The 13,450-nt window shown below is 58.7% G+C and carries 13 protein-coding genes; 11 read left to right on the plus strand and 2 right to left on the minus strand.

All coding sequences use genetic code 11. The annotated features are described in order from the left end of the window. Positions 1 to 2: 2 nt before the first annotated feature. A complete protein-coding gene (locus CBB62_13545; GenBank protein ID OUT39402.1) occupies positions 3 to 686 on the minus strand; it encodes a GntR family transcriptional regulator in 684 nt (227 codons plus the stop codon). Positions 687 to 966: 280 nt separating this feature from the next. Here CBB62_13545 and CBB62_13550 point away from each other — a divergent pair, with 280 nt between their 5' ends. The 9 genes from CBB62_13550 to CBB62_13590 all read left to right on the plus strand — a co-directional run bounded on the left by CBB62_13550 (position 967) and on the right by CBB62_13590 (position 10,042). Then, the gene (locus CBB62_13550; GenBank protein OUT39403.1) at positions 967 to 1,716 is read left to right on the plus strand and encodes a short-chain dehydrogenase; all 750 of its coding nucleotides are present in this window, start codon (positions 967 to 969) and stop codon (positions 1,714 to 1,716) included. A 43-nt stretch (positions 1,717 to 1,759) separates the two neighbouring features. Next, a complete protein-coding gene (locus tag CBB62_13555; protein OUT39823.1) occupies positions 1,760 to 2,644 on the plus strand; it encodes an oxidoreductase in 885 nt (294 codons plus the stop codon). 5 nt (positions 2,645 to 2,649) lie between these two features. Next, positions 2,650 to 4,038: a hypothetical protein gene (locus CBB62_13560; protein OUT39404.1), complete on the plus strand. Its 1,389-nt coding sequence runs from the start codon at positions 2,650 to 2,652 to the stop codon at positions 4,036 to 4,038. Between the two features lie 17 nt (positions 4,039 to 4,055). Further along, positions 4,056 to 4,994, plus strand: a complete 939-nt coding sequence (locus CBB62_13565; GenBank protein ID OUT39824.1) for a branched-chain amino acid ABC transporter permease — start codon at positions 4,056 to 4,058, stop codon at positions 4,992 to 4,994. Next, positions 4,994 to 6,784: a branched-chain amino acid ABC transporter gene (locus CBB62_13570; protein OUT39405.1), complete on the plus strand. Its 1,791-nt coding sequence runs from the start codon at positions 4,994 to 4,996 to the stop codon at positions 6,782 to 6,784. The genes CBB62_13565 and CBB62_13570 overlap by 1 nt, the downstream gene beginning before the upstream one ends. Next, positions 6,777 to 7,484, plus strand: a complete 708-nt coding sequence (gene livF / locus CBB62_13575; protein ID OUT39406.1) for a branched-chain amino acid ABC transporter ATP-binding protein — start codon at positions 6,777 to 6,779, stop codon at positions 7,482 to 7,484. Before CBB62_13570 ends, livF begins: the two co-directional genes overlap by 8 nt. Positions 7,485 to 7,513: 29 nt before the next feature. Then, the gene (locus CBB62_13580; GenBank protein OUT39407.1) at positions 7,514 to 8,740 is read left to right on the plus strand and encodes a branched-chain amino acid ABC transporter substrate-binding protein; all 1,227 of its coding nucleotides are present in this window, start codon (positions 7,514 to 7,516) and stop codon (positions 8,738 to 8,740) included. A 93-nt stretch (positions 8,741 to 8,833) separates the two neighbouring features. Next, positions 8,834 to 9,211, plus strand: a complete 378-nt coding sequence (locus CBB62_13585; GenBank protein OUT39408.1) for a 4-carboxymuconolactone decarboxylase — start codon at positions 8,834 to 8,836, stop codon at positions 9,209 to 9,211. A 42-nt stretch (positions 9,212 to 9,253) separates the two neighbouring features. After that, positions 9,254 to 10,042: an MBL fold hydrolase gene (locus CBB62_13590; protein OUT39409.1), complete on the plus strand. Its 789-nt coding sequence runs from the start codon at positions 9,254 to 9,256 to the stop codon at positions 10,040 to 10,042. Between the two features lie 71 nt (positions 10,043 to 10,113). Here CBB62_13590 and CBB62_13595 read toward each other — a convergent pair whose 3' ends face one another. After that, entirely contained in the window at positions 10,114 to 10,845 is a 732-nt protein-coding gene (locus CBB62_13595; protein ID OUT39825.1) for a hypothetical protein, read from the minus strand. 235 nt (positions 10,846 to 11,080) lie between these two features. On the opposite strand from CBB62_13595, the gene CBB62_13600 reads away from it, so the two are divergent. Both CBB62_13600 and CBB62_13605 read left to right on the plus strand, forming a co-directional pair. Continuing rightward, entirely contained in the window at positions 11,081 to 12,310 is a 1,230-nt protein-coding gene (locus CBB62_13600) for a formyl-CoA transferase (protein OUT39410.1), read from the plus strand. A 94-nt stretch (positions 12,311 to 12,404) separates the two neighbouring features. Further along, positions 12,405 to 13,442, plus strand: a complete 1,038-nt coding sequence (locus CBB62_13605) for a hypothetical protein (GenBank protein ID OUT39411.1) — start codon at positions 12,405 to 12,407, stop codon at positions 13,440 to 13,442. Positions 13,443 to 13,450 lie beyond the last annotated feature (8 nt).

A 13,450-nucleotide genomic window follows, 5' to 3' on the forward strand; every position in this document is an offset into this window, starting at 1 on the left:
AGCTAGTCGGTAAATGACTGCAGCGCCGCTTCTGCAGCCATGCGGACATGATGCTGGGCGAGCTTGTAGGCTTCGTCCGGTTTGCGGTCTTTTAACGCCTGGATGATCTCTTTGAGTTCCGCGAGGCTCTTCTTGCCCCGGCTCGGCATCTGCAGCGAGCGACCGCGCAGGATCATCGCACGGGCATTGATCAGGTGCAGGGTCTGGCCCAGCGCCTCGTTGCCGGCACCATTGATCAGGCATTCATAGAAATAGTTCTTGGCCGCGAGGCGGTCGAGCACGTCGCCTTCGAGATAGGTGCCCTTGACCTGTTCATAGGCGCGTTCGAGTTCGGCCATGTCGCTGCTCGTGGCATTCTCGGCAAACAGACGAGCGGCGAGGCTCTCAAGCACTTCACGTACTTCATAGATGCCCTTGGCCTGTTCCCGGTTGATGGTGGCGACCGTCGGACCCTTGTGCGGAATCACATGGACCAGACCCTCGCTCTCGAGCTGGCGCAGGGCCTCACGGACCACGGTGCGGCTGACGCCGGTCATCTCGCAGAGGTCGCGTTCGGGCATGCGGTCACCGGCCTGATAACGACCGACGGCAATGGCATTTCGGATGCTTTCCGTCACGCTGTAGCGCATCGTGCTGGTGGCCCGCTGCACCTTAAAGTCGTAGGCCTCTGAAGATTTCATATCCATGATCTGTGACGAAGTAATTGCGTTGTCCGGGTTGTTGCGTTGCCAACTTCTTGCACCGTTCGGCTTATCCGCAATTTGTTGGCGATAATATCAGAACGGGGGTTGATCGACACCATGATTATATGATTGTATCCCGATCATGATGTGTGATTGTATACAATCATAATGCACATCATGCAAATGCCCGACTTTCTGCATACAATGGCAGGGGCGGGGAACAAGGCGACAAACAAAGCGCCGCGAGAGAGCAGATGGCCGGTAGAACGGCCGGGAGGAAATTATGCCCCGATTGGGTGGCAAGGTGGCGTTCGTTACGGGCGCTGCAGGTGGTATCGGTCGCGCCATTGCCTATGCGATGGCCCGTGAGGGTGCCCGTGTCGCGATGTCCGATATCAATGAGACATTGCTGAATGAAGCCGTTGCCGAGGCTGGTGATCTCACCGTTGAGGCTGTTTCCTGCGATGTAACCGACCGCGATGCGCTGAAGGCGAAGGTTGATGCCTTTGCGGCATCTGCCGGTGGTCTTGATATCTTTATCAATAATGCCGTTGCCTTCCATTACGATCCGCTGGTCGAGTTCGATCCGGCGATTATCGACCGGATGCTCAATGTCGGGCTGAAAGGTTCCTATTGGGGCTTTCAGGCGGCGACCCCGCATCTCGTCAAACGCGGCGGCGGTACCATCATCAATCTGTCGTCGATTGCCGTGTCCATGGCGATCCCGAACGCTTCCGTCTATTCCTCGATCAAGGGTGCCATTGATACCCTGACCCGGCAGCAGGCTTCCGAGCTTGGCCCGAAAAATATTCGGGTCAATGCGGTCGCGCCAGGCTCGGTCGCAACTCCCGGTGCCAATGCCATCATTGATGACAAGGGCTGGGAGAGTCGCAAGGGCAAGACCCTGCTCAAACGTTTGCCGACCGCTGAGGAAATCGGCCATGCGGCAGTCTTTCTTGCCTCCGATGAGGCATCATCGATTACCGGCGTCACCTTGCTGATCGATGCCGGCATGTCTGTGGCGGGCCCATAACTGGCGCCCGGCGCGAGTTTTCCGTTTTTTCAAGGATATCATTATGCAGTTGGGTTTTATCGGTCTTGGTAAAATGGGTGGCCCGATGTCAGGGCGCCTCATTGATGCTGGGCATGAGCTGACGGTCCTCGATGTCAGTCAGCAGGCGATGGATGCGCTGGTTGCCAAGGGTGCGAAAGCAGCCAAGACACCAAAGGAAGTTGCCGACGCAGCCGATATCGTCTTCACCAGCCTGCCAACTCCGCCAATCGTCAAGAATACTGCGCTTGGTGATGACGGCTTCATTCATGGCAGCCGCGCAAAGCTGCTGGTCGATGTTTCCACCACCGGGCCGAGCACAGCAACCGAAGTGGCCGAAGCGCTCGCCAAGGTCGGCAAGCAATGGGTTGATTGTCCGGTCAGTGGCGGCATCAAGGGAGCGACCAACGGCACGCTGGCCCTGATGGTGTCCTGCCCGAATGCGGATTTCAAAACCATCGAGCCGGTCATCGCCAATTTCGGCAAGGTGTTCCATGTGGGCGAAAAAGCCGGTCTCGGTCAGGTGGTCAAGCTGGCCAATAACATGCTGGCTGCTGCCGCCATCGTGCTGACCTCGGAAGCCATGGCCATGGGGGTCAAGGCCGGGATCGACGCCAATGTGATGCTCGACATCATCAATATCTCGACCGGGCGCAACAGCGCGTCACAGGACAAGTTCCCCAAATCGGTTCTGCCGGGCACCTTCGATTTCGGTTTCGCCACCGGGCTGTCCTACAAGGACGTGCGGATGTGCGTCGATGAATCCGAAGCCCTCGGCGTACCAATGGTCGGTGGCAGTCTGGTTCGCCAGATACTGGCCATTACCCAATCCAAATACGGCGCTGACTCAGACTTCACCTCGATTGCCAAGCTGATCGAGGACTGGTCAGGCGTTGAGATCCGGGGCTGATACCGATGGCCTTGCAAGCGCAACAGCCAGAGGGGGGCATCCAGCATCTGACCAGTTTGCAGCAACTGGTCCGCGATGCCCTGTTCGCCCCGGATCACATCTTTACATCCGGTGTTGCGGACAAGGCGGGGATGTGTCTGCTCGACTTCCTCTCTTGCGCTTTTGAATCTGCCCATCTGCCATGGAGCCAGCAGGCGGCCAGGGTCGCACTACCGCTTGAGAACGGCTCGGTCATTATCGGCGACAGCAAACTGGCGGCGATGGATGATGCCGCCTTTACCAATGCTGTCCGCGGGCACGGGCTGGTGCGTGAGGACATGCATGCAGGCAGTATCGCGCATCTCGGCGTGGTGGTCTGGCCGACCCTGCTGGCACTGGCCGAAACCGGCGAGTTTGACGGTGAGCGCCTGATCCGCGCCGCCGTGATCGGCTATGAAACCGGTGGCCGCATTGGCCGGGTGCTCATGACACCGGAAGTGGCGCGCCTGTTCCGCCCGACCGGTCTCGTGGGACCGCTGGCGGCGGTGATGGCCGGTGCCATCCTGCTGGGGCTTGATGAGGACACAACGGTTTCCGCGCTGGCACTGGCGGCGAATTGCAGCTCCGGCCTCAATGAATGGCCCCATAACGGCGCTGATGAAATGTATTTCCACCCCGGCTTTGTCGTGCGCAATGCGCTGCAATGCCTGCGACTGGCTCAGGCCGGTGTTGATGCCTCGGCGTCGATCCTTGAAGGGCCAGCCGGGCTGTTTGCTGCCTTTGGTCGTTTGAAACACAGTGAGCCGGTGCGGCTGTTCCCGGATGGGGACGTTGAAATCCTGCACGTGTTCAACAAGCAGGTTCCCGCCTGCAATTTTGCCCAGTCGCCCTGTCAGGCAGCCCTGAAGGCGCTGCAGCAGAGCGGGCGTGCGGCGACTGAGATCACGGCCATCACTGTTGATACCTATGATGCGGCGCTGAACTATCCGGGCTGTGCCCATACCGGGCCGTTTGCCCGTCCGCTGCAGGCCAAGATGAGTATCCCGTTCGGCGTTGCCGCTGCACTGAGCGCCGGCGAGATCGCCGAGAGCAATTATGCCCGTCTGAACGATGCTGACATTACCCGGCTGATCGCTTCCATGACGTTCTCGATCGACGATCGGATCAATGGGGCTTTCCCGGCCCGTCAGGGCGCACGGGTGACACTGACCTTTACCGACGGCGTACAGGCCGTTGCCGGTCTCGATGACATCGAGTTTGCCGACAACGCCCTGATCACCCGCCGTTTTCTGGAAGCTGCCGGTGGGGCCCTTGGTACCGACACGGCAAACGACATCAATCAGCGGATAAGCAATCTGCAACAACAGGAGAGTACCGGAGACATAATCCGTCTCTGCCGGACAGGTGCCGTATGACCGAAACCCAGATACTTATTGAAAGCATCATGCAGGCGACCATCGCCGGGCTGCTCATCGGGGCCATTTACGGCCTGATGTGTGTTGGTCTGGCGATGATCTTCGGCATCATGCGCGTCATCAACTTCGCCCAGGGCGATCTGATGATGGTTGGCATGTATGCCGCCTATTTTGCCTTTATCCTGCTGGCGCAGCAGTTCTTCGGCGATGTGATCGGGCCTTACGTGGCCACGATCCTTGCCGCCCCCTTGCTCTATGTCTTCGGCTGGGCGCTACATAAGGTGCTGATCCGGCAGGTGACCGGTATCCGTACCGCGAGCATGGAAGGTGAGGGGCATTATGCCCAGCTGATCCTGACCCTCGGTATCGCGCTGATCCTGCAGAACGGTGCCATGATCCTGTTTGGTGCCGATCTGGTAACCATCCGCACGCCATTGTCCAGTGCCGCCTGGCTGATTGAGCCGATCTGGGATGCCGATATGGCGCTGTTCGTCAACAAGGCCCGGACCGTGGCCGCCGGTTTCTCGGTTGCCGTGATTGTCCTGCTCTGGCTGATGATTACCCGCTCACGTATCGGCAAGTCGCTGCGTGCCGCCGCTGATAACCCGGAGGCCTCGGTCTATATGGGTATCAATGTGGACAAGGCGCACCGTGTTGCCTTTGCCCTCGGTACAGCCATCACCGGCGTTGCCGGTGGGTTGCTCGCCACCAATTACCCGTTCCATCCCTTCGTTGGTCTTGAATACGTCATCATCATGTATGCCGGCGTCGTGCTCGGCGGTATCGGCAGTATTCTGGGCGCATTCTGGGGCGGCATGACCATCGGTCTGGTCCAGCAGCTGTCAACGCTGGTGTTGCCGACCCAACTGCAGAACGCGACGATTTTCGTGATCTTCCTGCTCATCGTCACCTTGAGACCCCAAGGCTTCTTCGGCCGTAATGTGGAGAGAACCTGATGCAGGCACTGTTCAAATCCCTGCGACCCTTCTTTATTTTCGCGTTGGCCTATCTCGGCGTCGCGATGATGGTCGACAATTCCTATTACCAGCTGATCATGACGCTGGTGCTGGTCTGGGCCTGTTTCGGCCTGAGCTGGAATATGCTCAGCGGCTATACCGGGCTGGTATCCTTCGGGCATGCCTCGTTCTTCGGTCTCGGTGCCTTCGCCACCGTGCTGGCCCAGATCAATTACGGTATTTCGCCATGGATCATGATGCCGGTATCGGCCCTGATCGGCGCTGTTGCCGGGGTGATCATCGGCCTGCCGACCTTCCGCCTGCGTGGTCACTACTTTGCACTGTCCATGCTCGCCTATCCGCTGGCGCTGCTCTATGTGTTCCAGTGGCTCGGCTATCCGGAACTCAGCATTCCGCGCGTAACCGAGAATGCCTGGCTCTACATGCAGTTCGAGGATCGCAAGGTCTATACCGTGCTGGCCATGGCGCTGCTGGCCGCGATCGTGGTGATTACCCGTCGTATTGAGCTGACCCGGTTCGGCGTCGCTCTGATCGCGATTAAACAGAACGAAGCCGCCGCCGAGGCAGCCGGTATCAATACGCTGGCCTGGAAGCTGAAAGCGATTGCCGTCAGCGGTGCAATCGCCGGTCTGATCGGTTCCTTCTATGCCGTGGTCATTCTGGTGATTACCCCGCAGAGCGTGTTCGGCATGCTGATCTCGGCACAGGCCCTGACCGTTTCCATGTTCGGCGGTGTCGGGACCGTCTGGGGGCCGATCATCGGTGCTGCCTTCCTGATCCCGATCGCTGAAATCCTGCATGCCGAACTTGGCAATGTGGTTCCGGGTATTCAGGGCGTTATCTATGGCCTCGCCATTATCCTGCTGATCCTGCTCGCTCCGGAAGGTCTGTTCTGGCGGGTTCGGGATATGTTGCACAACCGGGATGAATCCCGCGTTACTGAGGTTGAGGACGCACAAGAGAAGGTTGAGGCGGCCGCGAAATCGACCAATGTCACGCCACTGCTGCACAGTGATCGTGCCGAGCGCGCAGCCACTGCCGATATCGTTCTTGAAGTGCGCAATATCTCAAAGAGCTTCGGCGGCCTGCAGGCCGTGCAGGATGTCAGCTTCTCGGTTCGCAAGGGCATGATCCTTGGCATCATCGGACCGAATGGCGCGGGCAAGACAACCCTGTTCAATCTGTTGAACGGGTTCCAGCGGCCCGATACCGGCAACGTGATCGTGGGGGGCACTGACCTCGTCCGACGTAAACCCCACGCCTTATGCCGTGCCGGTATCGGCCGCACCTTTCAGGTCATGCGTCCGTTCAAGCGCATGACCATCTATGAGAATGTCCGAGTTGGTGCCTATGTGAAGGCGACCAGCGAGGCGGATGCCGAGCGGATCGCCCGTGAGGCGGTGGCCATGGTCGGTCTTGCCGACAGCGCCGACCGTGTCGCCGGTGGTCTTACCACCAAGGAACTGCGCCTGATGGAGCTGGCGCGGGCACTGGCCGGGCAGCCCGATATCCTGCTGCTGGATGAAACGCTCGCCGGTCTTGGCAGCGATGAATCCGAAGAGGTGGTTGCCGTCATCCGGCAACTGGCCGATGCGGGCAAAACCATCGTGATTATCGAACATACAATGCAGGCCATGGTGAAGTTGGTCGACCGCTTCCTCGTGCTTGACCACGGCGAAATCGTCACCGAGGGCCTGCCGGAAGAGGTTACGCGCGATAGCCGTGTGATCGAGGCTTATCTTGGCAAGAAGTGGGCTGCAAATGCTTGAGATTAAAAACCTGAGCGCCGGTTATACCGAAGTTGCCGTCCTGAAGGACGTGTCGGTTGAGGTCGATGCCGGACAGTTTGTTTCCATCGTCGGGCCGAATGGCGCGGGCAAGAGTACGTTGTTTAAGACCATCTCCGGCACGGTCGATGCCATGGGCGGTTCCATCCGCTTCGATGGCGAGGATCTGCTGAAGGTCGAGCCGTCACGGCGTGCCCATCATGGCATCGCGCATGTGCCCGAGGGACGACAGGTGTTCCCGTCACTGAGCGTACTGGAAAACCTTGAAATGGGCGCGATCACCAAGGCGGGTGCCGCGCGCTGGAAGGAAAATCTCGAGCAGATCTACAACTGGTTCCCGGTGTTGAAGGAACGGGCGAGCCAGCCTGCCGGTACCCTGTCCGGGGGTGAGCAGCAGATGGTCGCGATCGGTCGCGGTCTCGCCTCCGCGCCGAAGCTGTTGATGCTCGACGAGCCATCCATGGGACTGGCTCCGACAATCGCCGACTTCATCTTTGACAAGCTTATGGAAATTCGGCGCGACGCCGGGTTGACCATTCTTCTCGTGGAACAGCGGGTGGCAGAAGCCCTGCAATTCGCCGACCACGGATATGTGCTGGAGACGGGCCGGGTGGTCCTCGAAGGCAACAACGAGACGCTGCAGGCCGACGATCGTGTGCGGCAGGCGTATCTGGGCATGTGATGCCGCCAGGCTGCGCATCCCTAAACAAAATGATTGGGAGGACTCCAATGAAAAAACTAAGAAACGCATTAATGGTCGGGACCGCGCTGGTCACTGCCGCATTCGGCTTTTCGGCACAGGCTGCCGATCCGGTTCAGATCGGTCTGATCGCACCGATTTCCGGTATTTACGCCCGTCCGGGTCAGGTCATGAAAATGGGTGCCGAGCTGGGTGTCGAGGACGTGAACAAGGCGGGTGGTATCTCCTGCCTCGACGGTGCACCGCTTGAGCTGGTGGTGGTTGATACCGGCGACAGCGTCGAGAAGGCCGCAAATGCTGCCCAGCGCATGGTTGCCGAGTATCCCGATATGGTTGGTGCGACCGGCTCCTATCTCAGCTCCTTTACCCTGGCGGTTACCGAGATTACCGAGCGAGCAGATTTGCCGGTGCTTACCCTGTCCTATTCGGACCTGATTACCGGCCGGGATTTCGATAATGTCTTCCAGACCTCTGCCACCTCCGGTGCGCAGGCTGAGATCGCCCTGCCGATCATCATGGATCTGGCCGAGAGCCAGACCGGCAAGCGTCCGAAAACAGTAGCGGTCATCACCGACAACACCGCCGCATCCCTGTCTTCAGTCAAGCGGATGAAGGAAGGTCTGTTCGATGATGTCGGCCTCGAGCTCGTCTCCGAGGAAGTCTTCACGCCGCCGCTCGCGGATGCCTCTGCACTTGTGCAGCAACTGCGCGGCAAGCGCCCTGACCTGCTGTTCTTCCTGCCAACGGTTATTTCGGATTCCAAGCTGATTCTCGAGAAAATGCGCGAGTTCCGGGTGCAGGTTCCGACCATTTCATTCGGTATCGCGATTGCCGAGCCTGAGGTTCTGAAAACCGTTGATCCGGCCCTGCTCGATGGCGTCATGTCCGCTGTCGCCAACTGGGGCGTCAAGGGTCAGGAAGACTTCATCAAGCGTCTCGAGGATGTCTATGGCGAGCCATGGGCGACCCAGAATGCCGTTTCCACCTATGGCGATATGTGGATCTTCAAGGATGCGCTTGAGCAAGCCTGCAGCCGTGACAGCAAGGCTGTCGGTGATGCGCTGCGCAGCATGGATGGCGGCCCGTCCAAATACTATCCGGGCGGCACGATCAGTTTTGATGAGAATGGCCGTCGTGAAGGGGCGAGCCTGACCATCATCCAGTGGCAGGACAGTGTGCCTGTCACCGTCTTCCCTGAGGATCTGGCGGTTTCAGAACCGAAATGGCCAACCCGTTAACCTCCCTGCACCGCCGGGACGGTCAGTCAATGGCTGACCCGGCGGTGGCTTTTTTGAAGAGGTTTTATTTCCCCTGTCCCGAAAGGAAAAATCATGGACAAAGCTACTTTTGAGCGCGGCCTGGAAATCCGCAAATCCGTCCTCGGCAAGGAGTTTGTCGAGAATTCAATCGCAACGGCCGATGACTTCAACATGCCGATGCAGGAACTGGTGACGGAGTATTGCTGGGGCGCCGTCTGGGGCCGCGATGAGTTGCCCAAGAAGACGCGCTCAATGCTCAACCTTGCGATGATCAGCGCGCTCAACCGTCCGCATGAGCTGAAAATGCACATTCGTGGCGCTTTGCGTAACGGTGTCAGCAAGGAAGAAATCCGTGAGGTTTTCCTGCAGGTTGCCATTTATTGCGGTGTTCCTGCTGCGGTGGATTCCTTCCGCACCGCGCGTCAGGTATTTGACGAGGATGCAGGCTGATTACGGCCTGCTTCGCTTGTAATCTGGAGTTGGGGCGCAGCTATGCACGACCAGTATGAAGTTCTGGCCATTCGTTATGGCCACCATGATCGTCCGGCATCGGAAAATTTCATTGGCGGTGACAGCCATGATCTGCCCATGCCGCTGGATTACTTTGTCTGGGTGATCCGCAATCAGGATCGCACGATTGTGGTCGATACCGGTTTCAGCCCCGATTCCGGCGAGCGAAGAGGTCGCCAGCTTGTTACACCCGTGGCGGACGGTCTGGCTGCCGCAGGAGTCGACCCGGATACGGTCCGGGACGTGATCATCACCCATATGCATTACGATCACGCCGGCAACAACAACCTGTTCCAGAACGCGACCTTTCACCTGCAGGACAGTGAAATGAGTTTCGCCACCGGGCGATGCATGTGCACCCATCAGGGTAACCATGCCTATGATGTGGAGCATGTGACCGATCTGGTGGAACGGGTCTATGCCGGGTGTGTCTGTTTTCATGATGGGGATGAAGAACTGCTGCCCGGCATTACCCTGCATCATATCGGTGGCCATTCACGCGGGCTGCAATGCGTGCGGGTCAATACCGCGCGTGGACCGGTCGTGCTCGCCTCCGATGTGACCCACCACTACGCCCATGTGGAAAGCAATCGGGTTTTCCCGAGCTGCGACAGCGTCTCGGGCGTGCTGCTCGGTTACGAGAAGCTTAGAAAGCTGGCGGGCAACGATATTGGCCGCATCATTCCCGGCCATGACCCCGAAGTCATGGCCCGCTATCCGGCGTTGAGTGCTGCCACCAAGGGCTGGATTGCCAAGCTCGACGCTGAATAATCAGCGGTTGCAGTTTCACAATCAGTGATACCGGGTTATTGGCGGCCATTAATGGCGCATTTTTGCTGGGCTTATTTCCAGATATATTCCGCGCCAAGTCTGGCCGAGAGCTGTTGGCCCTCTTTCAGCAGGGCTGCGCGCATGATCTTGCAGGCGTCATCGGTGAAGCGGCTGAGTGGGCCGGATACGGTGAGGGCACCGGTCAGTTTGACCCGTCCCTCATGCAGCCAGAACACCGGCACGGCGGCGGCGGCCACTTCGGCCACCCGTTCGCCAAAGGAGAAGACCGGGAGGTCCGCTACGCGTGGACGGATATCTGCTTCGCTGTTGTAGTCGGGATCAAACTTGCTGATCACGTGACCGGCGGCACCGCGATCAAGGCTGAGTATCTGGCCTTCCGATACGTGGTCGCGGACCGCGTGGTCGGAATCCTGCCGGAACAGGCAGATGCGGTCTTCCCCCTGCCGGATGAACAGCGAGGCACTCTCGCCGGTTTCCTGCAGCAGGTTCATCAGCGATGGCCGCACCTGATCCTCGAGTTTCAGCGAACGCTGATACAGATTGCCGAGCCGCAGCAGTTGCGAGCCGAGCATGAAGCTCTTGTCACTGGACCGGCTGAGGAAGCCCTGTCGTTCGAGGGAGACGGCCAATCGCAGGATCGTGCTTTTGTAATAGCCGGTCCGCTCGGCGATCTGGGCGAGGGTCAGGCGATCCTCACCGGCACCGAAGCATTTGATGATCGACAGGGCACGATCAACCGCCTCAACACCGCCCTTGCTGGCAGCTGTTGCAGTTGTGGTGATTTCTGGGGCGGCGTTTTTCTTTGTCACGATGCCGGGAGTATCCCTGTTACGCCTTGTTTGTGCACGCTTATTTTGATCGGTGCCGATTTCTTATCCTCAGCTGTGTGTCCCCGGTCAGTGCCCGAGTTGCAAATCGGGGTTGACGGGCTATATCGGTGATGTTCTACTAAATGAAACAACGTTCTGCAGAACAGAACGATACGAGGAAACAAAAAGAGTAGTGAAGTCATTTCAGATGACCGCATCAGCGTCTCAACCATTAGCTGGGCTTCGGGTACTGGACTTTGGTCACACCGTGATGGGACCGTCCTGTTCCATGGTGCTTGCCGATCTTGGTGCCGAAGTCATCAAGATAGAGCCATCGCCCGCTGGAGATCCGACCCGCCGTCTTGCCGGGTTCGGCCTTGGCTATTTCGGCTATTTCAATCGCAATAAAAAGAGCCTGTGCCTGAACCTCAAGACCGATGAGGGGCGCGAGGCCATGACCAAACTCTGTGCCGATGCGGATATTCTGATCGAGAATTATGCGCCGGGCACGATGGAGCGGCTCGGCTTCGATTACGACACGGTTGCCGGCATCAACCCACGCCTGATCTATGTCAGTCTCAAGGGCTTCCTTGAAGGACCATATCGCGATCGTCTGGCGCTTGATGAAGTGGTCCAGATGATGAGCGGCCTTGCCTATATGACCGGGCCGACCGGTCGGCCATTGCGGGCCGGAACCTCGGTTATCGATATTGCGGGTGGCATGTTCGGTGTCATCGGCACCCTGTTGGCCCTGCGTCAGCGTGAGCAGACCGGTAAGGGGCAGCATGTGGAATCCGCGCTGTTTGAAACCGCCGTCTTCATGATGGGCCAGCACCTCTGTTACGCCGCGCAGTCGGATGCGCCGATCCCGCCGATGCCGGAGCGGGTCTCTGCCTGGGCGGTCTATGAGCCATTTACCCTGCTCGACGGCAAGCAACTGTTCGTCGGCATTACCTCGGATCAGCACTGGGCACGGTTCTGCCACGCGGTCGGGCGCAGCGAGCTGATTGAAGACCTGCTCTACCGTACCAACAACCTCCGCATCGAGAACCGCAAGACCTTATTGCCGATTGTAGCGGCGATTTTTGCTGGACTCGACACCGCCGAGGCAAGCGAACTGTGTGAGCAGGCGCGTATTCCATTTGCGCCGATTGCCCGTCCCGAAGATCTGTTCGAGGACCGCCATCTGAAGGCCACAGGCGCGCTGTATGACACGACATTACCCAACGGCACCCATACACGGTTGCCGAAACTGCCGCTTGTGATGGGCGAGGGGGCAACCGCCTACCGCTCCGATCCGCCACCGGTAGGGCAGGATACGGAAGAGATTTTGGCTGCGCTGGGGTACAGCGCGGAGAAGATCGCTGCCCTGATTGAAAAGGGCATCGTCTCTGCGACAAAAACCGAGGGAGCCAATCACAGTACCGCCGCCGAGTAAGGCGACGTTAAACGATGGTCGGGGCCGGCCATCCGTATCAACCGGCCCGAATACACACCCGGATCAACCGGACCTATTATATGGGAGGAATAAAATGAAACTGTTTAAATCCCTCGTTGCCGCGATGGCGATCGGCGCATTTGCCGTATCGCCCGCCGTGACACAACCGGCTGCGGCACAACAGATCGAGAAGCCGGACCTGACGCTCGCGATTGGTGGGCGTGTTGCCTTGTATTACCTGCCGCTCAATATTGCCGATCTGAACGGCTATTTTGCGGAAGAAGGCCTGAATGTTGACGTTGTCGACTTCCAGGGCGGTTCAAAGTCGGTTCAGGCGGTTGTCGGCGGCAGTGCCGATGTCCTGACCTCGGCCTTTGAGCACATGATCGTCCTCAAGGCGAAAAACCAGGATTTCACCGCCATCACCCTGATGGGCCAGTATCCGGGCTTCGTACTCAGTGTTACCCCTGAGCTGGCGAAGGACTGGAAGGGCATGGAAAGCCTGCGCGGCAAGAATGTCGGTGTAACCTCACCGGGTTCAAGCACCAACAAGATGGTTGATCTTCTGCTGCTCGGCGCCGGTATGGAGCCAAGCGATGTGTCTATCATCGGTGTCGGCGCCGGTCCGGGTACCCTGGCCGCATTCCGTAACGGCAGCGTAGAGGCTGCGGTTCAGGCAGATCCGGCTGCGACCCTGTTTGAAAAAGAAGGTCTCGCGGTGCCGGTGGTCGATACCCGCACGCCGGAAGGTACCGAGCAGGTTTATGGCGGCCCGATGCCCGCTGCGACCCTGTCGGTCCCGACCGCTTTCGTGAAAGCCAATCCGAACACCACGCAAGCTCTGGCCAGCGCGATGGTCAAGGCGCTGAAGTTCATCAACGAGAGCACGCCCGAGGAAATCGTCGATGTTCTGCCTGAGGACATGCTGGTTGGCGGTGACCGGGCGCTTTACATCGAGATGCTGGAGAAGGTCAAACCAGCCTTTTCACCGGATGGTGTGATCCCTGAAGCTGCTGTTGAAACCGCTTACCGTGCTCAGAAGAGCTACAATCCTGCGGTGGCTGAGGCTGGTGAAATGGACCTCGGTTCGGTCTACACCAACCGTTTCGTTGAACATGCTAACGGGTCTTGAACTATGAC

The sequence above is a fragment of the Micavibrio sp. TMED2 genome (assembly GCA_002168225.1).
GTDB lineage: Bacteria > Pseudomonadota > Alphaproteobacteria > TMED2 > TMED2 > TMED2.